Origin of the sequence: Elioraea sp. (assembly GCF_022842375.1) — a bacterium.
Classification (GTDB): Bacteria; Pseudomonadota; Alphaproteobacteria; order Acetobacterales; family Acetobacteraceae; genus Elioraea_A.
Genome location: NZ_JALHPR010000024.1, coordinates 51,445 through 75,333, shown reverse-complemented (window position 1 = coordinate 75,333; position 23,889 = coordinate 51,445). Strand labels below are relative to the sequence as shown.

20 protein-coding genes and 2 pseudogenes are annotated in these 23,889 nt (G+C 64.4%); 18 read left to right on the top strand and 4 right to left on the bottom strand.

Annotation, left to right across the window (positions count from 1 at the left end; translation table 11 throughout):
• The 3 genes and pseudogenes from Q0C38_RS17795 to Q0C38_RS17785 all read right to left on the bottom strand — a co-directional run.
• A partial coding sequence (locus Q0C38_RS17795) for a ParB/RepB/Spo0J family partition protein (protein ID WP_291298467.1) occupies positions 1-752 on the bottom strand: 752 nt, incomplete at its 3' end.
• 189 nt (positions 753-941) lie between these two features.
• Positions 942-1,250 (bottom strand): annotated as a pseudogene (locus Q0C38_RS17790) (zincin-like metallopeptidase domain-containing protein); the annotation flags it as partial.
• 161 nt (positions 1,251-1,411) lie between these two features.
• Positions 1,412-1,834 (bottom strand): helix-turn-helix domain-containing protein, encoded by a 423-nt coding sequence (locus Q0C38_RS17785; RefSeq protein WP_291298466.1) that lies wholly within the window; start codon positions 1,832-1,834, stop codon positions 1,412-1,414.
• Between the two features lie 54 nt (positions 1,835-1,888).
• Between Q0C38_RS17785 and Q0C38_RS17780 the strand changes: the two genes are divergently transcribed.
• From Q0C38_RS17780 to Q0C38_RS17745, 8 genes are all read left to right on the top strand, one after another.
• Positions 1,889-2,257, top strand: coding sequence for a mercuric transporter MerT family protein (locus Q0C38_RS17780; RefSeq protein ID WP_291298465.1), 369 nt, complete (start codon positions 1,889-1,891; stop codon positions 2,255-2,257).
• Positions 2,258-2,267: 10 nt separating this feature from the next.
• Positions 2,268-2,603 carry a heavy-metal-associated domain-containing protein gene (locus tag Q0C38_RS17775; RefSeq protein WP_291298464.1) on the top strand — a complete coding sequence of 112 codons (336 nt, stop codon included), beginning with the start codon at positions 2,268-2,270 and terminating at the stop codon, positions 2,601-2,603.
• Positions 2,600-2,830, top strand: coding sequence for a hypothetical protein (locus Q0C38_RS17770; RefSeq protein WP_291298463.1), 231 nt, complete (start codon positions 2,600-2,602; stop codon positions 2,828-2,830). Before Q0C38_RS17775 ends, Q0C38_RS17770 begins: the two co-directional genes overlap by 4 nt.
• Before the next feature lies 1 nt (position 2,831).
• A complete protein-coding gene (merA, locus tag Q0C38_RS17765) occupies positions 2,832-4,259 on the top strand; it encodes a mercury(II) reductase (protein WP_291298468.1) in 1,428 nt (475 codons plus the stop codon).
• Between the two features lie 4 nt (positions 4,260-4,263).
• Positions 4,264-4,653 (top strand): hypothetical protein, encoded by a 390-nt coding sequence (locus tag Q0C38_RS17760; protein WP_291298462.1) that lies wholly within the window; start codon positions 4,264-4,266, stop codon positions 4,651-4,653.
• A 245-nt stretch (positions 4,654-4,898) separates the two neighbouring features.
• Positions 4,899-6,149 carry a site-specific integrase gene (locus Q0C38_RS17755; RefSeq protein ID WP_291298461.1) on the top strand — a complete coding sequence of 417 codons (1,251 nt, stop codon included), beginning with the start codon at positions 4,899-4,901 and terminating at the stop codon, positions 6,147-6,149.
• The gene (locus Q0C38_RS17750) at positions 6,146-7,108 is read left to right on the top strand and encodes a tyrosine-type recombinase/integrase (RefSeq protein WP_291298460.1); all 963 of its coding nucleotides are present in this window, start codon (positions 6,146-6,148) and stop codon (positions 7,106-7,108) included. Before Q0C38_RS17755 ends, Q0C38_RS17750 begins: the two co-directional genes overlap by 4 nt.
• Positions 7,105-8,100, top strand: coding sequence for a tyrosine-type recombinase/integrase (locus Q0C38_RS17745; RefSeq protein ID WP_291298459.1), 996 nt, complete (start codon positions 7,105-7,107; stop codon positions 8,098-8,100). The genes Q0C38_RS17750 and Q0C38_RS17745 overlap by 4 nt, the downstream gene beginning before the upstream one ends.
• An 81-nt stretch (positions 8,101-8,181) precedes the next feature.
• On the opposite strand, the pseudogene Q0C38_RS17740 reads toward Q0C38_RS17745, so the two are convergent.
• A pseudogene (locus Q0C38_RS17740) lies at positions 8,182-8,835 on the bottom strand (ArdC family protein); the annotation flags it as partial.
• Positions 8,836-9,289: 454 nt separating this feature from the next.
• On the opposite strand from Q0C38_RS17740, the gene Q0C38_RS17735 reads away from it, so the two are divergent.
• The 10 genes from Q0C38_RS17735 to Q0C38_RS17690 all read left to right on the top strand — a co-directional run bounded on the left by Q0C38_RS17735 (position 9,290) and on the right by Q0C38_RS17690 (position 23,837).
• Entirely contained in the window at positions 9,290-10,102 is an 813-nt protein-coding gene (locus Q0C38_RS17735) for a type IV toxin-antitoxin system AbiEi family antitoxin (RefSeq protein WP_291298457.1), read from the top strand.
• Positions 10,102-11,130 carry a nucleotidyl transferase AbiEii/AbiGii toxin family protein gene (locus Q0C38_RS17730; protein ID WP_291298456.1) on the top strand — a complete coding sequence of 343 codons (1,029 nt, stop codon included), beginning with the start codon at positions 10,102-10,104 and terminating at the stop codon, positions 11,128-11,130. The genes Q0C38_RS17735 and Q0C38_RS17730 overlap by 1 nt, the downstream gene beginning before the upstream one ends.
• On the top strand, positions 11,127-13,499 hold the full coding sequence (hsdR, locus tag Q0C38_RS17725) for an EcoAI/FtnUII family type I restriction enzme subunit R (RefSeq protein WP_291298455.1): 2,373 nt from the start codon (positions 11,127-11,129) through the stop codon (positions 13,497-13,499). The genes Q0C38_RS17730 and hsdR overlap by 4 nt, the downstream gene beginning before the upstream one ends.
• Before the next feature lie 13 nt (positions 13,500-13,512).
• Positions 13,513-15,069 carry a class I SAM-dependent DNA methyltransferase gene (locus tag Q0C38_RS17720; protein ID WP_291298454.1) on the top strand — a complete coding sequence of 519 codons (1,557 nt, stop codon included), beginning with the start codon at positions 13,513-13,515 and terminating at the stop codon, positions 15,067-15,069.
• A 3-nt stretch (positions 15,070-15,072) separates the two neighbouring features.
• Positions 15,073-16,215: a hypothetical protein gene (locus tag Q0C38_RS17715; protein WP_291298453.1), complete on the top strand. Its 1,143-nt coding sequence runs from the start codon at positions 15,073-15,075 to the stop codon at positions 16,213-16,215.
• 195 nt (positions 16,216-16,410) lie between these two features.
• Positions 16,411-18,027, top strand: coding sequence for a DUF2130 domain-containing protein (locus Q0C38_RS17710; RefSeq protein ID WP_291298452.1), 1,617 nt, complete (start codon positions 16,411-16,413; stop codon positions 18,025-18,027).
• Positions 18,024-18,971 carry a ParB/RepB/Spo0J family partition protein gene (locus Q0C38_RS17705; RefSeq protein ID WP_291298451.1) on the top strand — a complete coding sequence of 316 codons (948 nt, stop codon included), beginning with the start codon at positions 18,024-18,026 and terminating at the stop codon, positions 18,969-18,971. Before Q0C38_RS17710 ends, Q0C38_RS17705 begins: the two co-directional genes overlap by 4 nt.
• A 96-nt stretch (positions 18,972-19,067) precedes the next feature.
• Positions 19,068-19,859 carry a DNA-binding response regulator gene (locus tag Q0C38_RS17700; protein ID WP_291298450.1) on the top strand — a complete coding sequence of 264 codons (792 nt, stop codon included), beginning with the start codon at positions 19,068-19,070 and terminating at the stop codon, positions 19,857-19,859.
• Positions 19,856-20,434, top strand: coding sequence for a hypothetical protein (locus tag Q0C38_RS17695; RefSeq protein ID WP_291298449.1), 579 nt, complete (start codon positions 19,856-19,858; stop codon positions 20,432-20,434). The genes Q0C38_RS17700 and Q0C38_RS17695 overlap by 4 nt, the downstream gene beginning before the upstream one ends.
• 1 nt (position 20,435) lies before the next feature.
• Positions 20,436-23,837, top strand: a complete 3,402-nt coding sequence (locus Q0C38_RS17690; RefSeq protein ID WP_291298448.1) for a UvrD-helicase domain-containing protein — start codon at positions 20,436-20,438, stop codon at positions 23,835-23,837.
• Positions 23,838-23,889 lie beyond the last annotated feature (52 nt).

The window sequence follows — 23,889 nt, the reverse complement described above, 5'->3', positions numbered from 1 at the left end:
TGCTGGAAGAGATCGCGCAGCACGATGCCGCCTGCCTGTTCATAGGCGTCGAGCCCGACGAACACCGCCCGCTTGTCGGAGGCGCGGACCGTGCGCTCCGTCAGCAAGCGGCGGATCTGATAGGCCTCCTTGCTGTAGGAGTTCCGGAGCGACTCCCAGACCTGTTCCTGACGGGCATGATCGGACGACACGGTGAAGGCCATGAGCTGGTCGAGCGACATGCCGTCCTCGGCATAGATGTCGAGTAGAACTTCTGAGACGGAAGCGAGCCGAAGCCGCTGCTTCACGACATTCACCGAGAGGAAGAAGGCGGCGGCGATGTCCTCCTCGGACCGCCCCTTCAAGCGCATTGCCTGGAAGGCGCGGAACTGGTCGAGCGGGTGCAGCGGCGCGCGCTGGATATTCTCGGCGAGTGAATCGTCCTCAGCGAGAATATCGGTCGATGGATCGCGCACCACGCAGGGCACGGGCGCGGTCTTCGCCAGGCGCTTCTGCTTCACCAGCAGTTCGAGCGCTCGGTAGCGGCGGCCGCCGGCCGGGATCTCGAACATGCCAGTCTCGGCGCCTTCGGCATCGAGCACCGGCCGGACGTTGAGGCCCTGCAGGAGCGTGCGCCGGGCGATGTCCTGGGCCAGTTCCTCGATCGAAACGCCGGCCTTCACGCGCCGGACGTTCGACTGGGACAGAACAAGCTTGTTGAAGGGAATGTCGCGCGACGACGACAGGGTGATCTTCTGAACAGTAGTGGCCATCGGGATGGTCTCCGCGACGGGCGCCGAAAGACTCTCTCTCAGCTTCCAACCCGTCACGAAGACCGGCGCAGCCCTCTTCCTCTAGGGCGCCGCAGACCCGCCGAGCCGGAGAAACGTATCCGCACAGATCCGGCTTTGCGTGGCGGCCGGCTCCGCCGAAGATGTGGGCCAAGTCCAGCGGTGGAAGAATCACGCCGCCTCCTGTTCGGCATCCGATGGCGCGGCGGAGCGTTCGTCACCGCTGGGAAGAAAGCCGAGTAGGAAATCGGCCGCCTTGCTGGCCTGCGAGGCGGCGCGGACGATCGCGCGATTATCCTCGCGCAGCACGTCGAGCCACGAGCCGATATAGTCCGCGTGGCGCACGGTCGGCGCGATGCCGAGCGAAGCGCAGCAGAAGGCAGCATTCATCTCAGCCACCAGCTCCTCGAACGCATACTTCTTGGAGCCGAAAGAGCCGGAGAGATCGCGGTTCAGTCGGTGCGGGGCGCCGCTGGCGTGTGCATTATGCCGATATCGGCATAATGGCCATAATGCCGTCTTCGGGATTATGCCGCGCCGGAGCGGGACGCCCATGACGAGCGCCCAAGCCAGCGCGGCATGTCGGCATAATCAGAGCGCCTCCAGGAAGGCGAGTTCCGGCGCGTCATCGGCGGCTTCGGTTAGCCCTGCTGTGGCGCCGCCAGAGCCTCGATGATGGGGCAATCGGGTGAGGCGTCGCGCGCGCAGCGCGCCGCCGTTTCCGACAGAATGCGCTGCAGCTTGCGCAAGTCCGCGATCTTGCGCTTGACCACATCGAGGTGCTGTGTGGTGAGCGCGTAGACGTCGGCGCAACCGCCGCCGCCGTCCGCGATGGCCAACAGCGCGCGAATCTCCTCGATCGAGAAGCCGAGTTCGCGCCCGCGCAGGATGAAGCGCAGCCGCTTGGTCAGGTCCGCGTCGTAGAGTCGATGACGCCCCAACGAGCGCGGCGGATGCGGCAAGAGGCCGATGCCCTCGTAATATCGGATGGTTTCGAGGTTGCAGCCGACGCGCTCGGCAAGCTCGCCGCGCCGCAACAAGGGCATGGGACTGCGTCGCTGCATGGGCCTGAAAAATCCTCTTGATCCTGTAGTCCCTACAGATTGTAGCTTGACGGCATGTCCTCGCAAAGCCCCGATTCTGGCCCCCGTTCGTCCTGGCTCGCAGCCGGCGGCGTCGCCGGCGCCATTCTGGCGTCCTCTTGCTGCATCCTGCCGCTGGCGCTGGTGACGCTCGGCGTGTCTGGCGCCTGGATCGGTAATTTCACTGCGCTTGAGCCTTACAAGCCCGTCTTCATCGTCATCGCCGCAATCTTCATCGGGCTCGGCTTCTGGCAGGTCTATTTCCGGCCCAGGCCCAAATGCGAGGACGGCTCCTACTGCGCACGGCCGCAATCTTCTCTGATCACCCAGACCGCGCTCTGGCTCGCCACTGCGCTCGTCATCCTGGCCTCCACCATCGATTGGTGGGCGAGGCTTTTCTACTGAGGAGGCACTAATGAAGAAGCTCATGATCATCGGCGCGCTCGCTGCGATGGCTGGTCTTGGCGCAGCCGCCGCACTTGTTCCGCTGCAGTCTCCGGCACAAGCGCAGCGTGAGCAGGCGCAAACGCGCACCGCTTCGTTCGCCGTCGACAACATGACCTGTGCGACCTGCCCGATCACCGTGCGCACGGCGATGTCGCGCGTTGACGGCGTGCGCTCGGTCGATGTCGACTTTGCCTCCAAGCGCGCCACCGTGAGCTATGATCCCGCCCGCGCCACGCCCGATGTGATCGCGGCAGCCTCCACCAATGCCGGCTATCCCGCGCATCTCGTCACCCCAGCCTCATGAAGGCGTGGCCGGTCTTTTCGATCGGCATCGCCGTTGCGGCACTGTGCTGTCTGTTGACCCCGATCGTGCTGGCGCTCCTCGGCGTCGCCAGCCTCCGGGCGATCGCAGGCGAGCTGTTCCTGCCCTTGCTCATCGGCGTCGCCGCGCTGACGGTGCTGGCGCTGGGGCTCAGAGCGCTCGCGCGCCGCCGGAGCAGCGCCCGTGATCGTTCGCACAAGAAAGCCTGACATGTCCGACTGCTGCGCCACTCCCAGAAAAGACGACACTTACGACCTCGCGGTCATCGGCGCGGGCTCCGCCGGTTTTTCGGCCGCCATCACCGCCACGGAGCAAGGCGCGCGCGTGGCGCTGATCGGACACGGGGTCATCGGCGGCACCTGCGTCAATGTCGGCTGCGTGCCGTCCAAGACCATGATCCGCGCGGCCGACGCGCTGCATGGAGCCGGTGCCGCCGGTCGCTTTCACGGCATTGAGGGCGAGGCGCGGTTAATCGACTGGCGCGCGCTCATCGCGCACAAGGACGAGCTTGTCGCCGGCTTGCGCCAAAAGAAATACGTCGAGCTGCTGCCGCAGTACGAAGGGATCGCCTACATCGAAGGCGCAGCGCGTCTCGCCGATGGCGGCGTCGCCGTCGGCGACAGCTTCATCCGTGCGCCGAAGATCATCATCGCAACCGGCGCGCGGCCGACGGTTCCGCCAATTCCGGGGCTTGAGAGGGTGCGCTATCTCACCAGCACCTCGCTGCTCGAGTTGGACGCCTTGCCGAAGAGCCTGATCGTCGTGGGCGGCGGCTTCATCGGCGCGGAGCTGGCGCAGATGATGGCGCGCATGGGCGCAGCCGTCACGATGGTGTGCCGTTCGCGCCTGCTGCCGCTGGCCGAGCCTGAGGTGTCCGACGCGCTGATGGAGGTGTTCCGGCGCGAGGGCATGCAGGTTCACTGCGGGGTCGCCTATGACGCCTGCCGCGAAGACGCCGCCGGCGTCACGCTGTGCGTCAAGGACGACGGTGAGCTGATCGAGCTGCGCGCAGAGAAGCTCCTCATCGCCGCCGGGCGAGCTTTCAATGTCGAAGGCCTCGGCCTCGCCGAAGCCGGCGTCGCGCAGGATGTGCATGGCGCCATTATCGTCGATGCGCACATGCGCACCAGCAAGGCCGGCGTTTACGCCGCAGGCGATGTGACCAACCGCGATCAGTTCGTCTATATGGCCGCCTACGGCGCCAAGCTCGCCGCGCGCAACGCGCTCAATGGCGATGCGCTCGTATACGACAACGCCGCCATGCCATGGGTCGTGTTCACCGATCCGCAAGTGGCCGGCGTTGGGCTCACCGAAGCGCAAGCCGCAGCCGCCGGACATGAGGTGAAAGTCTCCGTCGTTCCGCTGGACCAGGTTCCGCGCGCGCTGGCCGCACGCGACACGCGCGGCCTCATCAAGCTCGTCGCCGACGCGCGCAGCGATCGATTGCTGGGCGGCCAGATCCTCGCTCCGGAAGGCGCAGACAGTATCCAGACGCTGGCGCTGGCGCTCAAGCAGGGCATGACCGCGCGGGCACTCGGCGAGACCATCTTCCCTTATCTCACCACCGTCGAGGGCCTGAAGCTCGCCGCGCAGGGCTTCGAGCGCGATGTCGCCAAGCTCTCCTGCTGCGCCGGATGACGTCATGGCCCAGCAAGGCACACCCGATGAAGCTTGCGTGCGGCGCGACCTCTCGGCCCGCGCCGGCAGCTTCCTCGCCGTCTGGGGAGCGCCGGTGCTTATCGGCCTCGCGGCCGGCACACTGGCGCCGTCGACGGCCTGGACCGCCGGCGCATGGTCGCTGGTCTTGGCCTGGATGGGCGGGGCGTGCCTTGTCAACGCCCGCCGGTGCGGGCGACTGCATTGCTATGTCTCTGGCCCGATCCTGCTTGTGGGCGCGGGGCTCACCGCAGCGTCCGGCGGCGGCGTTCTCGACTTCGGTCCGACCGGCGTGTCGCTCATCGTCGCCGCAACGCTGGCATTGGCGGTGCTCACCTACCTGCTTGAGCTAGTCTGGGGTAGATATCGGCGCTGAGCGGCAGGGCGGGAGACGTGACCAACCGCGAGCAATCTTCCATATGAACTGCGTTTTGATGCTCGCGCAAACCTCCCGCTGCAGCTCGACGTCCTCAAGCAAGGTGATCTTCGGCGCATAGGCGATTCCCGATGCGCGCCTCGTAGAGGTCGACAGGAGTCCTTCACAGGAATCGCGCTGGCCCACCTCGCGCGTCCGATCCCGATCGTGGGCCTCTCTCCTTCCATTCACCGGAAGGAGACATCATGCCCTGGATAGTCAGGAAGCCCACAGCAGCCGAGATCGCGCCGGACTGGCTGAGGCCCCATTGCAAGGCGTTCCTGCAGAACCTCGCCGATCAAGGCTATGCGCCCGCGACGATGCGAACCTACGAGGCTGCGGCCCGATTGCTCTGCCAGGAGGTCGCCCGTCGAGGGCTCCGTATGGACGAGCTTGTCGGCCGGACGCTGTCGAAAACGCACGCCGCAGCTCTCAAGGCAATGCATCCGAACAAGTGCGATCAGAAGAGATACTGCTTGGAGCGGTTCATCGATGCTCTTGTCGCTGCCGGCGTGGCCGAGCGGGCGAAGCCGCCGAAGAAGGCGATGACGGCGATTGAGCGCTTGGCGGCGGAGTACGAGGCCTATCTTCGCGAGCAGCGAGGGGTGAGCGAGGCGACGATCTATCACTGCATGCGGTTCCTCCATCGCTTTATGACGTTCCGCTTCGGCGAGAAGCTCGGCAATCTCAATGACATCACGCCCGACGACATCGTGAGGTTCCTGTGCGAGGTCATGGGCCGGAAAAGCCCGTACCGGGACAGGACGCCGCCGACGCATCTGCGCAGCCTGTTCCGCTTCCTGTTCTGGAGCGGAAAGACGAAGCGCGACCTTGCGAGCAGCTTGCCGCGCGTTGCAATGGGGCGCGCCTCGCATCTGTCACGCGCATTGCCACCGGAGGAGATCGAGCGGCTGGTGGATGCGGTCTGGGCGCCGGACGCGGTCGGCCGGCGCAACTACGCGATGCTTATGGTCCTGGCCCGCCTCGGCCTGCGCGGACCCGAGGTGATCGCGATCCAGATCGACGACATCGACTGGCGCGCCGGCACAATCCTGATCCGGGGCAAGGGCAAACGGCACGACCGCATGCCGCTGCCTGAGGACGCCGGGGAAGCCATCGTCGATTACATCCGCAACGGCCGCCGCGGATCGTCGCGCACGCTGTTCGTCTCCAACAAGCCGCCCTACCGGCCGTTCGTCAACGCACAGATCCTGAACACGACCCTGCGTGCGGCGTTCAAGGAGACCGGGCTCCGGCCGCCGCAGATGTACATCGGCTCCCACCTTCTGCGGCACAGTCTCGCGACCGACATGCTGCGCAAGGGCGCCTCGCTCGATGAGATCGGCGATGTACTGCGACATCGCTCACGCAGATCGACGGCCATCTACGCCAGGCACGACATCGATGGGCTGCGCTCGATCGCGCGCGCCTGGCCGGTCGAGGGAGGGCGCGCATGACCGCCCTGTCGCAGCGTCTTGCCGACTATCTGACTGTCCGTCGTAGCCTTGGCTTCGAGCTGATCTTCGAAGAGCGCGTCCTGCGCGTCTTCACGGCCTTCGCCGATCGCGCCGGAGCAGATCACATCACGGTCGATCTGTTCCTGCGCTGGAAAGCTGCGTATGGCCATGCGAACAACGACACGTGGTCGCACCGCCTCGGCATGGTTCGGGCCTTCGCCAGCTGGCTCAACGGATACGACGAGCGCACCGAGATACCGCCAGCCGGGCTCATCCCGGCCAAGTGGCGGCGGCCCCGGCCTTACATCTACTCGGAGAAGGAGATGGCGACGCTCGTCTCCCGCGCCGCGGGGCTGCGGTCACGCTACGGCCTTCGAGGCTGGACTTGCTCGACCCTGTTCGGGCTGGTCGCCGTCACCGGGTTGCGCATCAACGAGGCCCTGAGGCTCGACGACGATGACCTCGATCTCGACGCTGGCGTCATCACGGTGAAGCGCAGCAAGAACGGCAAGGCCCGCCTCGTGCCGATCGCATCGAGCACCGCCGAGCGGCTCGCGGCCTACCGCGCCGAGCGCATGCGGCTTCTCGGACCCACGGCAGGCGCTCTCTTCCGCAATGACGAAGGCCGGCGAATGACGGACTGCAGCGCGCGTTACAACTTCGCGGTCGTCTCCCAGGACATGGGGCTCCGCGAGAGACAGCGCTTCTGCAAGCATGGACGCGGTCCTCGCATCCACGACCTTCGCCATACATTCGCCGTGCGCACCATCATAGGCTGGTATCGCAAGGGCCTCGACCCCGACCGGGAGATGTTGCGGCTCACCACCTATCTCGGCCATCTGAAGCTCGACTATACCTACTGGTATATCGAGGCGGTTCCCGAGCTGCTGCAGCTCGCCTCGCAGCGAGCGGAGCGCTCGTTCGCGAAGGGCGCTGCGGGGAAAGGCGGCGCGCGATGAAAACGCATCCGCTTCCCGTCTACCTGCAACGCTTCTTCACCGAGCGCCTGGCCACGCAGCTGAAGGCGAGCCCGAACACCATCGCGAGCTACCGCGACACGTTCCGGCTGCTGCTCAGATATGCCGCCGCCCGGCTCCGACGGTCGCCGACCGAGCTGCGGGTGGCCGACATCGACGCCGACCTGGTTGGCCTGTTCCTCGCCGACATCGAGAGCACGCGCGGCAACAGCGCCCGCAGCCGCAACGCGCGGCTGTCGGCGATCCGCTCGTTCTTCAAGTATGTCGCTGTGAACGAGCCGCAGCTGCTGCACCACTGCCAGCGCATCCTCGCCATGCCGCCGAAGCGACATGAGAAGCGGGCGATCGACTATCTGTCGCGCGCTGAGATCGAAGCCCTCATCGCGGCGCCGGCTCTCTCCAACTGGCACGGCCGCCGCGACCGAGCGCTGCTGGCGCTCGCCCTCCAGACCGGGTTGCGCGTCTCGGAGCTGATCGGCCTGTCCTGCGGCGACATCGTGCTCGGCGCGGGCGCGCACGTCCGGAGCATGGGAAAAGGGCGCAAGGAGCGGGCGACGCCGATCCGCAAGGACAGCGTCAAGATGCTACGCGACTGGCTCACCGAGCGTGGCGGGGCGGATGCCGATCCGGTCTTCGTCAGCAACCGCAATCAGAGGCTCAGCCGAGACGCCGTCGAGCAGATCGTACGGAGGCATGTGCAGGCGGCGTCGGTAAAATGCCCGTCGCTCAAGAAGAAGCGAGTCACGCCGCACGTGCTGCGCCACAGCGCGGCAATGCAGCTGCTTCAGAATGGCGTCGACCGTACCGTCATCGCGCTCTGGCTCGGCCATGAATCGGTCGAGACCACGCAGATGTACATCCACGCCGACATCCAGCTGAAGGAGAAGGCGATGGCGCGAACACGGCCCATCAAGGCGCCGCCCGGCCGCTATCAACCCGGCGACAAGCTACTCGCCTTCCTGGAGGCGCTCTGATTATGCCGACATGCCGCGCTGGCCTGGGCGCTCGTCATGGGCGATCCCGCTCCGGCGCGGCATAATCCGGAAGACGGCATAATGGCCGAGCTCATGCAGCGCCGTGCGGTGCCAGTTGATCGGCTCGAAATAGGCTTGCGGCGGCGGAACCTGCACGTAGTCGTGCGCGGGTACGTAGAAAGCGCGACTACCGCCGACGCGGAAATCAATACCCGTCGCCTTTATCAGCGCTTCCACCGTCGGCTCGATCAGGCCTGGCTCTGGTGGCGGTGCGATGACCGAGAGTTCCTCGGGCAAACCTTCGCATTGCGCTAGGTTGAAGACGGTGAAGCGTTTCAGGAATGGGATTGCCTGCGCTTCCTCGCCGGTCTCGCGCGCCCGCTTCTTCTCGTCGTCGGGAATGAAGCGGTCGGCATAAACGACGGTGGTGCCGTGCTCGCCCTTGCGGACATTGCCTCCGAGCGAGAGCGCCTGGCGAAACGTAACCCAGCCCTGGACCGGGAAACCGTGCTCGATCACCGCTCCCCAGAGGATCAGCACATTGATCCCCGAATAATTTCGGCTGGTGGCGGCGTTCTTCGGCATTGCGAGCGGAGCTTTCGCCGCCGCCGTGCCCCAAGGCTGAACCCAGGGCACGCGGCCGGCCTCCAGCTCGCCGATGATCTTGGTGGTGATTTCGTCGTAGAGGCTCGTCCGGTCGGAGCCAGAACGGGCGCGAGCGGTGTGTCTGGACATCGCGGATCTCCGCGACGGGCGGCGGGAGCCTCTCTCCCAGCCTTCAACCCGTCACAGAAACCCGGTCCGCACTCTCACTCTCGGGGTGTTGCGGGGTGTCCCCGCAGAAGGGGTCGGCCGAGACCACAGGCTCGGCCGCAGGGGAAGGCTTTCCCCACCAAACGGCCTTGGGTGGGGAGGGGGCGTCCTTCCTAAAATTCCTGGGCGGGGCCATGCGCAAGGGGCGCGGATCTGGCCGGCGATGCAACCGTATGTGGAGGCCATGGCGTCCGACGGCGCATAACGGCGGTCCATTTTTTGTAAAGTGTGTCGAAAGGGGTATATTTTGCCCTTTTTGGCGCGTTTGTCACGATGGGATGGCGACAAATCGTTATCCTTGGCCTTGCAAGCGTATTGACAATTATGCATCAAAATGGGTATTTAACTCCCTCTTGGAGACGGAATTATAAACCAAATGCAGCCTCGCCCGCATAAGACTGCCAGTTTCCTGTCGGCTCACCCCGTCTTCACCCGGGCGGAGTTTGCGGCGGCCTTTGGCCATCCCACGGGCGCGGCCAATGTCACCAGCCTGCTCAGGCATCATCTGCGGGCCGGCAACATCAAACGTGTCAGTCGCGAGGTGTTTGCGACGGTGCCCGCCCATATGGCGGCGGAGCGGATGGTGATCGATCGCTTTGCCGCGGCGAGCAAGCTCCGGGCGGATGGCGTTCTGGGATTTCACTCCGCGCTTGAGCTGCATGGCATAGCCTATTCCGAGTTCAATGAGGTCCAGCTCATCAGCGCGGGGCGCGCGGAGCTCGTGGACCTACCATTCGGCGCCTGCCGCTTTATCGCTCCGCCGAAGGCGCTGGCGGCGGCCGGCAAGGCTGACTACCTGACCCTGACCATGGACCGGCAGGGGGTGACGATCCGCGTGACCGCGGTCGAGCGTACGGTCGTCGATGTCCTGCACCGGCCGGAGCTCGCGGGCGGAGTCGAGGAAGTCCTGAAGTCGCTTGATCTGGTGCGCTATCTCGATCCGGCGAAGGTTGCCGACTATGTCGAGATGTTGGACAACCGGTCGCTCGCCTCCGTTTCCGGCTGGTGGCTCGAGACGCGGCGCGCCGCGCTCGGCGTCACCGACGATGTCCTGGCGCGCCTGCGGGCGCGGCTTCCGCGATCGAAGCACTACGCACTGGGCGCCGAGCCTGGTCACGCCGTACTCGTCGAGCCCTGGCGCGTGCTCCTCCCAGCGCAGACCGTCGACGCTGCCTTTGAAGGCGTCTGATGGTTGCGTCGCGAGAAACCCTCCAGGACATTGCGGCCGAGCGGCAGCTTCAGCCTGCGACCCTGGAGCGGGTGATCCGGCTGATCGATATTCTGGATGCGTTCGGTGCCGACACGCTGATCGGGCCGCGCGTCGCCTTGAAGGGCGGCACGGCGCTCAATGTCTTCCATTCCGATCTGGATCGCCTCTCGGTCGATATCGACATCAACTATGTCGGCGCGCTCGAGAAAGAGCAGATGGACGCCGACCGGCCGGGATTAGAAGACCGGATCGAGCGCTTGATGGAATCGAAAGGCTATGCCGCGCGGCGTGAGCCGTCCGAGCACGCCGGCGGCAAATGGATTTATCGCTATGCCTCCGCGCTGGGCGGTGCGGGGACCATCGAGATCGATATCAACTATCTTTATCGCGGCCCTCTCTACGGTGTGGATCGCATGTCCTCGGCGACAATCGGATCCTACCGAGCCACGAACGTGCCGGTTCTCGACATCCATGAGATCGTCGCCGGCAAGATGGTCGCGCTGGTCACGCGACGCACGGCGCGTGATCTGTTCGATGCGCACCGGATCGTCGCCATGCCGGGTCTCGACTGGGCGAAGATCAAGGCAGCCACTTTGATGATCGGCGCGAGCGCCAAGAGCTTCGACTGGCGCACGGCCTCGCCAGACGAGATCGGATGCGAGGTCGGCGACATCACCGGCAAGCTGACCATGTGCCTGCACGACCGGTATTTCGATGCCTTTGGCGGTCCGGGGGCATGGATCGAGAACGTCACGGCAGAATGCCGGGAGAAGCTCACGCCGCTGTTTCAGTTCACGGCGGGGGAGAGGGCATTTCTGGATGCCGTGCTGAATAGGGGAGAGATCGACGCTTCCACTCTGGAGGCGCCGGAGAACGTGCGCGCCTCGATAGAGGCTAGCCCGGCTCTGCGGTGGAAAGCACAGAACGTCAAAGCTTGGAAATCTGGCGACAAGTCGCTGGCGCCACGTACGAGACGAGCAGGGCGGCCACGTGGAGAGCCCAGGTGAATACTGAAGCGGATACCTGTCGAAAATTCGTTGTTCCGCGCCTGCAAACGGCAGGTTGGGAAGGCGCGCCCCACGCGATCAATGAGCAACGGACCTTCACCGATGGTCGCGTGATCTTTGTCGGTGGTAAGGCGAAGCGCGGCAGGCAAAAGCGTGCCGACTACATCCTACGCTACCGCGCCGACTACGCGATCGCTGTCGTCGAGGCAAAGGCCGTGTACAAATCCGCCGCCGATGGCTTGCAGCAGGCCAAGGACTACGCCGAAATTCTCGGCCTGAAATTCGCCTATGCCACCAATGGCGCGGAGATTCTCGAATTCGATTTTCTCACCGGCTTGGAAACCCTGCGGCCAGACTTTCCGACGCCCGCAGAGCTTTGGGGTCGGCAACGGGCCGGTCTCGGTCTGACCGATGACACGGCCGCCGAGCGCCTGCTCGCGCCCGGTTTTTCCGATCCCTCAAGGCCGTTGCGCTACTATCAGGAGATCGCCGTCAATCGCGCGCTTCAGGTGGTTCTGACAGGCCAGCGGCGGGCGTTGCTCACTTTATGCACGGGCGCGGGCAAGACCGCGGTAGCGTTCCAGATCGCCTGGCGGCTGTGGACCGCCGGGTGGAACAAGCGCGGCGACTTCCGCAAACCCAAGATCCTGTTCCTCGCCGATCGCAATATTCTCGTCGACGACCCGATGGCCAAGACCTTTGCGCCCTTCGGCGATGCGCGGTTCAAGATCGAGAACGGCGAGATCAGCCATGGCCGCGACATCTATTTTGCGATTTACCAGGCCATCGCCAGTGACGAACGGCGACCGGGTCTGTACCGGGAATATTCGCCGGACTTCTTCGACCTGATCATCATCGATGAGTGCCACCGCGGCAGCGCGCGCGACGACAGCAATTGGCGAGACATTCTGAACTATTTTGAGCCGGCCTATCAGCTCGGCATGACGGCGACGCCGCTGAGGGAAGACAACCGGGACACCTACACCTACTTCGGCGCACCGCTTTACACCTACTCCTTGGCGCAAGGCATCGCGGACGGATTCCTCGCGCCCTATCGCGTACACCGTGTCGTCACGGACTATGATGCGGCGGGGTGGAGACCAACCAAAGGCGAACTCGATCGCTTCGGGCGCGAGATTCCCGACGACGAGTATCACACCAAGGATTTCGAGCGCGTCGTCGCGTTGCGCGCGCGCACCGAGGCGATCGCGCGCCACCTCACGCATTTCCTCGCGCAGACCGACCGCTTCGCAAAGACGATCGTGTTCTGCGTGGACCAGGAGCATGCAAGCGAGATGCGTCGTGCGCTCGCCAATCTCAACGCCGATCTCGTTGCTAACTATCCGGACTACGCTTGCCGTGTGACTGCCGACGAGGGCGACATCGGCAAGGGCAAACTCAGCCGCTTCCAGGACGTCGAGACGAAGGTCCCGGTGATTCTGACGACGTCTCAGCTTCTCACCACGGGTGTCGATGCGCCGACCTGCAAGAACGTCGTGTTGGCGCGCGTGGTCGGCTCGATGACGGAGTTCAAGCAGATCATCGGCCGCGGGACCAGGCTGCGCGAGGACTACGACAAGCTGTTCTTCAACATCCTCGACTACACCGGCACCGCGACTGAAAAGTTCGCCGATCCCGATTTCGATGGCGAGCCGACAGTGGAGACGATCACAGAGATCGATGCCGAGGGCGAGATCGTCACCACCCAGGAAGAGGAAAATCCAGCGCCCGAGGCGCCGGACGACGTCGGGGCGGAACTCGAAGGTGGTCTTCCCGCCGACGAGGAGCCCGGGGAACCGCGCAAACTCTACGTCGATGGCGGCACGGTCGAAGTGGTTGCGCATCTGGTCTACGAACTCGATACGGACGGCAAACGGCTGACGTGCAAGAAACTGACGGACTGGACCGGCGAGAAGGTCCGCACGCTTTATCCGACCGCTTCAAGTTTCCGCGCCGACTGGATGCTCGCCGACAAGCGCCACGCGATCGTCGAGGCGCTCGCTGAACGGGGCATCGACCTGGAGAGCTTGGCCGACGAAGCCGGGCGGCCGGAAGACGACCCATTCGATCTGCTTTGCCATCTCGCCTGGAACGCACCGCTCCGGACGCGACGTGAGCGCGCCGAACGTCTCAAGCGAGATCGCACCGATTTCTTCGACCGATATGGTGCCGATGCGAGGACCGTGCTGGAGGCGCTGCTGGAGAAATACGCTGAGCACGGCGCCGCACAGTTCGTCCTGCCAGGTATCTTGAAGGTGCCGCCGCTGGCTGGGTTCGGCAATCCGAGCGAAATCGCTCGCCGCTTCGGTGGTCCGGACAAACTCCGCGACGCGGTCAACGAAATGTCCGGCCTGTTGTACGCCGCTTAGGGAAGAACCATGAATGCCCCGTGAGAAGAAGATCATTTCGCCGAAAACCACGGCGCAGCGACTCGACAGCCTCATCAAGTCCGCGCGCAACAAAATGCGCAAGGACAGGGAGCTGAAGACGGACCTCACGCGGCTGCCCACGCTCACTTGGCTGATGTTCCTGAAATTCGTCGACGACATGGAGCGCGTCCATGAGGATGAGGCGGTGCTCGCTGGCGAACCGTACCGTCTCCTGATCGATGCGCCTTACCGCTGGCGAGACTGGGCGGCCGATCCCGCGGGTATCACCGGGCCGGATCTGCTCTCGTTCATCAATGGCGAGCAGTCCGTTCGCGCCGACGGCACGCAAGGCCCGGGTCTGTTCGCTTTCCTCCGCGGCCTACGCGGCAATGGCGCCGGTCGGCAGCGGCGCGACGTGGTCTCTGCGGTGTTTCGCGATCTTCGGAATTACGCGACCAGCGGGTATGTGTTGCGGGACGTCATCAACCTGATCAATGGCATCCATTTCGATAGCACCGAGGACATTCAGACCCTCGGCCGGATGTACGAGACTCTGTTACGCGAGATGCGCGATGCAGCGGGTCAGAACGGAGAGTTCTATACGCCACGTCCCGTCGTGCGTTTCATGGTCGAGGCGATCGATCCCAAGCTCGGCGAAGTCGTGCTCGATCCTGCCTGCGGCACGGGCGGGTTTCTGGCTGCTGCCTTTGACCAAATGAAGCCGCAAGCCAGCACGGTCGAAAAACGCGAAATCCTTCAGCGCAAGACCTTGCGTGGCGGCGAGGATTCCTCGCTTCCGTTCCTGCTAGCGCAGATGAACCTGCTGCTGCACGGGATCGAAGCGCCCGACATCGAATTCGGCAACGCACTGCGATTCAAGCTGACGGAGATCGGTGAGCGAGATCGGGTCGAAGTCATCTTGACCAATCCGCCGTTCGGCGGTGAAGAAGAAGCCGGCATCCTCACGAATTTTCCGGAGGATCGCCGAACCACCGAAACGGCGCTGCTCTTTCTGCAGCTCATCATGCGGCGACTCAAACGCGGCGGACTCGGGCGCGCCGGCGTCGTCGTGCCGCACGGCATCCTCTTCGGCGACGGCATTGCGGCACGGATCAAAGCCGACCTTCTGGAACAGTTCAATGTTCACACCGTCGTCCGATTGCCCGACGGCACCTTCGCGCCCTACACCGACATCCCGACTAATATTATCTTCTTCGATACGTCCGGTCCGACGCGCGACGTCTGGTACTGGGAGCAACCGCTTCCGGAAGGTCGGCGGAAATACTCCAAGACACTGCCGCTGCAGTATGAGGAGTTCGACGATTGCCGAGCCTGGTGGTCTGACCGCAAGGAAGGCTCGCAGGCATGGAAGGTGTCGGGTCCCGATTTGATCAAGCGCGATGAGCAGGGGCGCGTCGTCGCGGTTGATCTGGATCTAAGAAATCCACACGCGAAGGCGGCGATCGATCACCGCTTGCCGGCGGAAATTGTCGATAGCGCCATCGCCAAAGAGCAACAGGTGCTGGCCGTCTTGAACGAGATCAAGGCGCTCGTGGCGGAGCGCGCGTAGGTCATGCCGAGCTTTCCGCTTATTCCACTGGGTGAACTCCTTACCTACGCACCGGACCCTCACGGGGTGGAGCCCGACCGCGACTATCCAATCGCGGGCGTTTATGGATTCGGTCGCGGGATGATTCAGCGCGCGGCGGTCACTGGGCGGGAGATGGCTGCCACGCAGTTGTTTCGAATCCGGGCGGGCCAATTCATCTATAGCCGCCTGAAGTCTTTTGAAGGCGCTTATGCGATCGTTTCGCCAGAGGTCGACGGGTATTTCGTCTCGAACGAATTCCCGACCTTCGACCTGCATCATGAGCAACTCGAGCCCGGATTCCTGGGCTGGTACTTCAGGCAGAATCGCGTCTGGCGCCAGCTAGCCTCAGGCGGGAAGGGAATCGGCGCCCGCCGAGAGAGGCTGCATCCCAGGCGTCTTCTCGATCATGCCATCCCCCTTCCGCCGATCGAGCAGCAACGTCGGATCATTGCGAAGCTCGACGGCGCGGCGTTGCAACTGAAGACGTTGCGTTGGACGGCCGATACCGCGCGCGCGGAGCTCAACGCAACGATGGAGGCAGCGTTTCGGAAGGTGATCGCAGGCGCTCCGCGCGTCGCGATCGGGGACGTCGCGCCGATATTGCGGCGACCTGTCGAGCTTGAATCGAATGGGGTTTACGCAGAACTTGGAGTTCGGTCCTTCGGCAAAGGACTGTTCAAAAAGCCGGACGTCATTGGCGGCGAATTAACATGGCAAAAACCCTTCCGAATTCACTGCGGGGATATTGTCTTCAGCAATATCAAGGCGTGGGAGGGAGCTTTCGCCGTTGCGAAACCGGAGCACCACGGCAAGGTTGGCTCTCACCGTTATCTCACGTGCGTGGTCGATACCAGGAACGCGACACCGAACTTCCTGTGGTACTTTCTCCAGAGCGATGCAGGACTAGCACAGGTTCAAGCGGCATCGCCTGGCAGTGCAGATCGAAACAGGACCCTCAGTCAGAGGAAGCTGGCGGCTATCGAGATTCCATTGCCATCGATGGATGCGCAGTTCTGGTTCGACGACCTTCAACAAAAAGCCAGCGACGTTCAGGCAGGTCAGCGTGGGGTCGCAGGCGAACTTGATCACCTGATTCCAGCCCTGATGCATCAAGTCTTCGAATGAGCGCGCCGCTAATCTGCACCGATGAAGCTCACCGTGCATCGCGCGGCGCTATGATGCCGAACTCGCCCGAGATCGAGGCCAGCTGCCTCGGCTTGTGGTCTCCAATATCGGCCCGCGGGCCATCCGCTTGGTCAGAGGGGTTGACTTCAGGATAAATTAGGAGAAAATAGGACCTAGAAAACTATGGAGGCCATGATGGCGAATCCGCAGACCTCAGCAGCGTCGACCGTGCGTTCCAGTCCCATCCACCACCTTCATCCGGTTGACGACGTCTGTCCGGTTTGCGAGCAGGCCATCACACACGACCGCGCCGACGAGGTCGCTGAGCGGCTGCAGGCGCGTGAGCAGGCGCAGTCCGCCACTATCACCGCGCGGCTGCAGGAGAAGTTCGACACCGAGAAGACAGAGGCGCTCGAGCGTGCACGGTTAGAAGCCAACCAAAAAATCACCGAGGCCAGAGAACAGGCCCGCCTGGCCGCTGAGCTCCAGTCGAAGGCGCGGGTGGACGCGGCGGAAGCGGCGCGCGTTGCAGCCCAGGACGCGCTTCAAGCCAAGACCTTCGAGGCCGCGACCGAGAAGGCCAACGCTGACGCGGCGAAGGTCGCGCTTCAGGGCCAACTCGAACAGGTGCAGCATGAATCCGCCGCCGCGATCGAGAAGGTGAAGGCGGACGCGGCGGCGCAGGAAGACACGATCCGCTCAGAGGCGGCGCGCATCGCCACGGAAGCGGCTGCGAGTCGGCTGGCGGAAGTGGAGGCTCAGAAAGTGACCGCCGAAAATTCCGGCGAGGCGCTGAAGGCCGAACTGGCGGAAGCCAGACTGACCAGCGAGCAGGCCTTGGCGGACGTCCAGGCAAAGGCGGCCGCCCGCGAAGTGGAAGTCCGCGCTGAAGTCAGCGCGGCCGCTGAGGCCGCGGCGCAGCTGCAGATTGGCGCCGCCGAACAGGCCAAGGCAGACGCCGAAGCCAAGGCGGCCGCTGCGGAGGCGACAGCGAAAAGCCTCCAAGAATCCCACGAAGCCCAGCTCAATGAGCGGCTGCAAGAACAGCGTGAGGCCCTTGAGGCAGACAAGACAGCGGCTGTCAACGCCGAGAAGTCGGCTACGTTCGAAGAGCGCCAGAAGTTGGCCAACAAGGTGGAAGAACTGCAACGCGCCCTTGAGAAGAAGACGGCCGAAGAGCTAGGCGAAGGCGCCGAAATCAATTTGTTTGAAGCGCTGAAGACTGAGTTCGATGGTGATCGAATCGTGCGCGTGACCAAGGGCCAGCAAGGCGCAGACATCCTGCACACCGTTATTCACAACGGACAGGAGTGCGGCACGATCATCTACGATTCGAAGAACCACAACGCGTGGCGAAATGATTTCGTGACCAAACTGCGGTCGGACCAGTTGAGTGCGCAGGCCGACCACGCCGTCTTGTCGTCCAGCAAGTTCCCGGCCGGCGCCCGGCAGCTGCATATCCAGGATGGTGTCGTGATCGCGTGCCCGGCGCGGGTCGTCGCCCTCATCCAGCTCGTTCGCGCCCATCTGGTTCAATCTCACACCCTGCGCATGAGCAACGCCGAACGCACCCAGAAAACCGCGGCCCTGTACAGTTTCATTACTTCCCAGCAGTGCGCCGATTCATTCGCGCGGCTGGACGAACTGGCGGAGTCGCTGCTGGATATTCAGACGAAGGAGGTCAAAGCCCACGAAAACGTCTGGAAGCAGCAGGGTCTTGCCATCCGCGCCGCCATGAAAGTGCAGGCTGAATTGCGCAATCAGATCGACTCCATCATCGGTACGGCGTCCGCGCCGGAGAGTCCTCAATGACGAGCCCGCAGGTCATCCCGCAGCGCGACAACATCATCAATCTTCAGGAGCGTCGGCTCGATCGTACCGTCCTGCGCACGTACCGGACCAAGGCCGATATCGACGACATCGTGCCGAACGAAAAGCAGCCCCGCATGGGCCCGAAGATCGATGAAGAGCTGCAGCGGCAGATCGAAGCGAATGGCGGCCTCTTCGAACCCCTGCTTGTCGAGCCACATCCTGATCTATCGGGAAAATTCCGGATCATCGACGGCGACCGCCGGTGGACCAACTCGCGGGTTTTGGTGGAACAGGGGAAGGAAGATTATCGGCAGATCCCAATCGAGGTTACCGACCGAACCTTGAGTGAGGAGGACCGACTTCGGGTCTGGATTTATATCCATCGCCAGCGGAAGGAATGGGACGCCAAGGAAAAGGAAATGGTGGCCTATCGCCTGGTCGACATGATGGGCCGGTCGAGCGCCGCCAACATCCTCGGCATCACGGTGCGTGAGCTCGACAAGCTGGTCGATGTATTTGAGCTCTCAGAAAAATTCACCAGTCTCCGTGACCCCGGCGCCGCGATCACCTGGTCGCGTGAGTTGATGGGGGTGAGCAAGAAACTACTGACGCCGACCGTCATCGAAGCCGTGGTCAAAAAGGTCAACCAGAAGCGCATTACCAATTCAAAAGACCTTCGGAAGCTCCGCACGATCTTGCCCGATCCAGTCGCGCGTTCGCAGTTTCTGAGCGATGCAGGAGATTTGGAGTCGGCGATGCTGCGCCTTGGGCCCGCGCCTAAGCCGGTGAAGGGCGGCTTGTCCGGCGATCTTGAAGCTGCGGTAGACGCGATGAAAAAGGTCCCTTTCTCGACCCTGCAGGAACTCAAAGGGGACGTGGATATCTTGAAGAAGATCGACGAAGCGGAGGCGTTGTTGCAATCGCTCCGCGACGCGCTTTCATAGAATAGGGATCGATCTTCTTATGGGAACGATCGGGCGAGGCTGGGGGAGGGTGCCGGCACGAAGCTGGAGGCTGATGCGCACCGTGCGGACGAGGCGGTGGTGACGCCGCTGCGAAAACGGCGCGTCACCGGAGAGCTCTATGCGCGCGACCCGACGATAGAAGCGCTCATCGCCGAACTGGCGGTCATGCCGCGTGACGCATTGATCGCCAGGGCCGCGATCACGAAGCGCGCCGACCCAGGCTATATCCCCAGCGAATGTCTCGTCTATTTCCTGCGCGCGAGCCGCCATGACAATAATGAGGCGGGGTTCGAGCGCCTCTATAGGATACTGACCGAACGGGTGCTGCGTAGTCTGCCCAGGGCGGAAAGCGTTGACGGCGAGACGGAGTCGCTGACGCGCGGGGTCATACGCGACAAGGTGTTCGGCCGGTTCGTCGAGCTGCTTTCGGCGGATCGCGCCGGCTATGTCGACAAGGTCGACTATTTCGAGGTGCGCTTTGACGGCGCGTTGGCAAGTCTGCGGCGCGACGCGCAGGAGCAGGCTTGGCGCGACGAGAACCGTTCCCAGCCCCTCGAATTTGACGAGGAGAGCGGCGAGCTGTCGCCGGAGGTCGAGGCGGCCGCGGGGGTCTACGACCCGTTCGCCGCGTCGGATTTCGACGATCCGGCTTACCGGTTGCGCCTGGATGCGGCGATTGAGGCTCTACCGACAGAACAAAGCAGGATCATTCACATGCTGAGGCAAGGCTTTCCCATCGACTCCAAGGAGCCGGACGTCATGACCATCGCGAAAGCCCTGGGCCGCTCCGAAAAGACTGTTCGAACCTATCGCGACAAGGCCTTCGCCGCACTACGGGCGGCCATGGCCGACGGAGATGAGCGGTGAGTCCCGCTGGCGCACGTCCCGCCCGCGAAACTGTGCTCGACGCGTTTGCGGTCGAGAGCGAGCCTGGTCGATCGACCTTGGAGCGCTATCTGCGGCTCTACCCGGAATATGCCGGGGAGCTGATCGACCTCTCGCGCGAGCTTAGTCGCGAAGCCTGTGACGAAGCCGCACCACTTTCCGGTGCCGACCAGGCCTTGATCAACACGGCATGGTTGCAACACGCCGCGGCTTCTCCGGCGGCGGCGGCCGACCCTTTTGCGGCGCTGACGGTCGATGACTGGCGCGCAGTGGCCCGAGGTCTGGATGTGCCTCGACAGGTCGTGACCGCACTGCGCGAACGGCGGGTATCCCTCGTGAGCATCCCGCGGCGGTTTCTCCAGCGATTCGCCGAGGCGGCGAGAAGCTCCGTGGCGCAGTTGGAAGCGTCTTGGGGGCCGGGTCAACTGGCCGGCGCGCGCAGCTACAAGGCGGACAGTAAGCCGACGGCCGGCGAGCAGGTCAGCTTCGAGCAAGTGCTGATTGACGCCGGCGTCCCGGCCGAGAAGCGCGCCCAGCTGTTGGCGGAGACCGACTGAGATGGACGGCGTGGAGCTCGCCAGGCAAATCGCTGCCGAGCTTCATGCTCGCCTCGTCGCATCCGGCGCCGATCCTTGGTCGCCCTATGACTTTGCGGTCGCTGAGGCCAAGCGGCGCGGGATCGATGTCGAACCGACGGCCGTCGGCGCGGCCGTCCTCAACGGCGGTCGCGCAACCTTCGTCGCCGCCGACGATCTGATCCTTCACGAGCGCGTGGGGTCTCGCTTCGAGCAGGCCTTCCTCGTGGCGCACGAGATTGGCCATGTCGAGCTCGGCGACGATCCCGAAAGCGAACCCGCGCCGACGATCGATCCGGCTCGCGCGGCCGAGCCTTCGCCGGTCGGGATGGATCGGGTTGTCGATTATGGACGCCGGCAGCGCCGCGAGGTCCAGATGGACCTGTTTGCGCGCGAGCTGCTGCTGCCGCGCACTGTCGCGCGCGTGCTCCATCTCGACCAGGGGCTCCCCGCCTCCGCAATCGCCGCGAAGCTCGGCGCGCCGTTCGAGGTCGTCGCGCAGCAGCTGTTCGACGCTTTGCTCCTGCCAGCGGTGCCGCCTGCCGCGGCCGCGACGCATGTCGAGCGGCCGCTCAATCCCCTGCAGGCCGAGGCCGCAGCGCATCGCGGCGAAGCCTATCTGCTCGAGGCGGGCCCCGGCACCGGCAAGACGCAGACGCTGATCGCGCGTGTCGAAGGCCTTCTGGAGGAAGGTGTCGATTCGCGGCGCATCTTGCTGCTCACCTTCTCGAACAAGGCGGCGGGCGAGATGGCGGAGCGCATTGCGCGCAAGCGGCCCGAGGCTGCGGCCGCGATGTGGATCGGCACGTTCCACGCCTTCGGTCTCGATATCATCCGTCGTTTCCATGCCGAGCTCGGGCTGCCGAAAGACCCGCGGATGATGGATCGGACCGAGGCGGTCGAGCTCCTTGAGGAGGAGTTCCCGCGGCTGAGGCTCGCGCATTACCGCAATCTCTACGATCCAACCCAGATCATCGCCGACATGCTGGCCGCGGTGTCGCGGGCAAAGGACGAGGTGGTTGACGCCGAGACCTATGCTGCGCTCGCCGCCGCCATGCTTGCCAAAGCTCGCGACCCTGATGGACGCGACGCCGCCGAACGCGCCGGCGAGGTGGCCCGTGTCTACGCCGCCTATGAACAGCTCAAGCGCAACGCGCATTGCGTCGACTTCGGGGACCTTGTCGCCCTGCCGGTCAAGCTGCTCGAGACCGACGCGGCCATCCGCGCAACGCTGCAGGCGCAATACGACCACGTCCTGGTCGATGAGTATCAGGACGTGAACCGCAGCAGCGTGCGCTTGCTGAGCGCGCTGCGGCCAAGCGGCCGCAATCTTTGGATGGTCGGCGACGCCAAGCAGTCGATCTATCGGTTTCGGGGCGCGTCGTCCTTCAACATGACCCGGTTCGGGAAGGGGGACTTTCCCGGCGGCATGCGCGGCCGCTTGAAGCGCAACTATCGCTCGGTGCCGGAGATCGTCGCCAGCTTCTCCGGCTTCGCGATCACGATGCGCGCGGGCGACGCGGACAGCGGTCTCGACGCCGAGCGCGACGGCAACGGCAAGAAGCCCGAGTTGCGCACGGTGCAGCGCGCCGAGCAGCAGCAAGTGGCCCTGGCCGACGCGATCGAGGCGCTTCGTGGAGAGGGCTATGCCTATCGTGACCAAGCGGTCCTCTGCACCGGCAATGAGAAGCTGTCGACGATCGGGCAGGACCTTGAGCGGCTTGGTGTGCCCGTGCTGTTTCTGGGCAGCCTATTCGAGCGGGCCGAGGTCAAGGATCTCCTGGCCTTGCTCTCCGTCCTTGTCGATCGGCGCGCCATGGGCCTAGTGCGCATCGCTTGCTGGCGTGATTTCACGATCTCTTTTGCGGACGTGGCGGCGATCTTCGAGCATCTGCGGGCGACCGACCACGCCCCGGGCAGTTGGCTCCAGCAGGTGGATGCGATCCCCGGCGTCGGCGATGCCGGCCGCCAGGCGTTCGCCAAGCTCGCGGCCGCGCTCAGCGGCTTCGACCAAACGGCCGCGCCCTGGACCGTGCTCGCGACGCTGCTGCTCGATCGCACCAGCATCGCCGCGCGCCTTGGCGGGTCGGCGGACCTCGCCGATCGCACGCGCGGCATCGCGATCTGGCAGTTCCTCAACTTCCTGCGGGTCCAGCCGGCCGGCCGCGGACTGCCGATTACGCGCGTGCTCGATCGGGTGCGTAGGCTTGTCCGTCTCGGTGACGATCGCGACCTGCGTCAGCTTCCGGCGGCCGCCCAGCATCTCGACGCCGTGCGGCTGATGACCATCCATGGCGCCAAGGGCCTGGAGTTCGGCGGTGTCCATATTCCAGGGCTCAACAGCGACACCATCCCGCGCACGCCGCCGGCGCCGCCCTGTCCGGCGCCCGACGGCATGATCGCGGGGGCCGAAGGCAGCGCGCTGGAGGCGTTCCGCGCGGGCCAGGCCGAGGAGCAGGAGTGCCTGTTCTACGTGGCGCAGTCGCGCGCCCGCGACCGGCTGATCCTTTATGCGCCGACCGAGAAGAGCAACGGCCACAATCGACCGCTATCGCCATTCCTCGACCGTCTCGGGACCAACTTGACGCGCCGTTCGGTCGTGCCGGCGCGGCCGCTTCCCATGGCGGCGGAAGCTCAGGGCATCGAGTTGATCGTCGATGGACGGCTGCAGTTCGGGGCCGCGCAAATAGCCCTTTATGAGTCCTGCCCGCGCCGCTTCTTCTACACGCATGTCTTGCAGGTCGGCGGGCGGCGGACCGCCACCGCCTTCATGCACCTTCACGAGGCGGTGCGCGTGGTGGTCGAGGGGGTGATCACGTCGGATAGCCCTATAACCGAGCGGGACCTGGAGGATCGCACCGACGCGGCGCTTGCCGGTCAGGGCCTCGGCGACCATGGCTATCGCGCAGAATTCCGCGACCTGGCGCTGGCGATGCTGCGCTTCCTCCTGGCCAATCGCGCCGACGCGGTCGCCGAGGCGCCGGTCGCGCTCAGCCTCAATTTCGGCGGCGAAGAGATCATCGTTCGGCCGGACGAGGTGCTGGTGCGGCCGGACGGCGTCCGGACCGTCCGTCGTATCCGCACGGGCCATAGGCGGTCGGCCGAGAGCAAGGATGTCGGCGCGGCGGCGCTGATGCTGGCGGTCCAGCAGGCCTTTCCCGGCGCCGTCGCGGAGCTCGTCCATCTTTCCGATGGCGAGACGCATGCGCTCGCCTTGTCGGATCGGGAGCTGAAGGGGCGCAAGGACAAGCTCGCCAAGTTTCTCGGCGACATCCGCGCTGGACGGTTTCCGGCAGAGGTGTCGTCGCGCACCTGCCCGAATTGCCCGGCCTTCTTCATCTGCGGGCAGACCCCCGACGGCCCCCTGCGAAAAAAGTTCGTCTGACCTTACCGGTCGGCGGATCTCGCCCCGATTGGACCCTTAGAGCCGCTGCATC

Coding starts and splice junctions, on each gene's coding strand:
- Q0C38_RS17720 (WP_291298454.1), top strand. CDS start 13,513: ATGCCCCGTGAGAAGAAGATCATTTCGCCGAAAACCACGGCGCAGCGA.
- merA (WP_291298468.1), top strand. CDS start 2,832: ATGTCCGACTGCTGCGCCACTCCCAGAAAAGACGACACTTACGACCTC.
- Q0C38_RS17715 (WP_291298453.1), top strand. CDS start 15,073: ATGCCGAGCTTTCCGCTTATTCCACTGGGTGAACTCCTTACCTACGCA.
- Q0C38_RS17760 (WP_291298462.1), top strand. CDS start 4,264: ATGGCCCAGCAAGGCACACCCGATGAAGCTTGCGTGCGGCGCGACCTC.
- Q0C38_RS17750 (WP_291298460.1), top strand. CDS start 6,146: ATGACCGCCCTGTCGCAGCGTCTTGCCGACTATCTGACTGTCCGTCGT.
- Q0C38_RS17735 (WP_291298457.1), top strand. CDS start 9,290: ATGCAGCCTCGCCCGCATAAGACTGCCAGTTTCCTGTCGGCTCACCCC.
- Q0C38_RS17780 (WP_291298465.1), top strand. CDS start 1,889: ATGTCCTCGCAAAGCCCCGATTCTGGCCCCCGTTCGTCCTGGCTCGCA.
- Q0C38_RS17785 (WP_291298466.1), bottom strand. CDS start 1,834: ATGCAGCGACGCAGTCCCATGCCCTTGTTGCGGCGCGGCGAGCTTGCC.
- Q0C38_RS17770 (WP_291298463.1), top strand. CDS start 2,600: ATGAAGGCGTGGCCGGTCTTTTCGATCGGCATCGCCGTTGCGGCACTG.
- Q0C38_RS17755 (WP_291298461.1), top strand. CDS start 4,899: ATGCCCTGGATAGTCAGGAAGCCCACAGCAGCCGAGATCGCGCCGGAC.
- Q0C38_RS17775 (WP_291298464.1), top strand. CDS start 2,268: ATGAAGAAGCTCATGATCATCGGCGCGCTCGCTGCGATGGCTGGTCTT.
- Q0C38_RS17710 (WP_291298452.1), top strand. CDS start 16,411: ATGGCGAATCCGCAGACCTCAGCAGCGTCGACCGTGCGTTCCAGTCCC.
- Q0C38_RS17745 (WP_291298459.1), top strand. CDS start 7,105: ATGAAAACGCATCCGCTTCCCGTCTACCTGCAACGCTTCTTCACCGAG.
- Q0C38_RS17690 (WP_291298448.1), top strand. CDS start 20,436: ATGGACGGCGTGGAGCTCGCCAGGCAAATCGCTGCCGAGCTTCATGCT.
- Q0C38_RS17730 (WP_291298456.1), top strand. CDS start 10,102: ATGGTTGCGTCGCGAGAAACCCTCCAGGACATTGCGGCCGAGCGGCAG.
- Q0C38_RS17705 (WP_291298451.1), top strand. CDS start 18,024: ATGACGAGCCCGCAGGTCATCCCGCAGCGCGACAACATCATCAATCTT.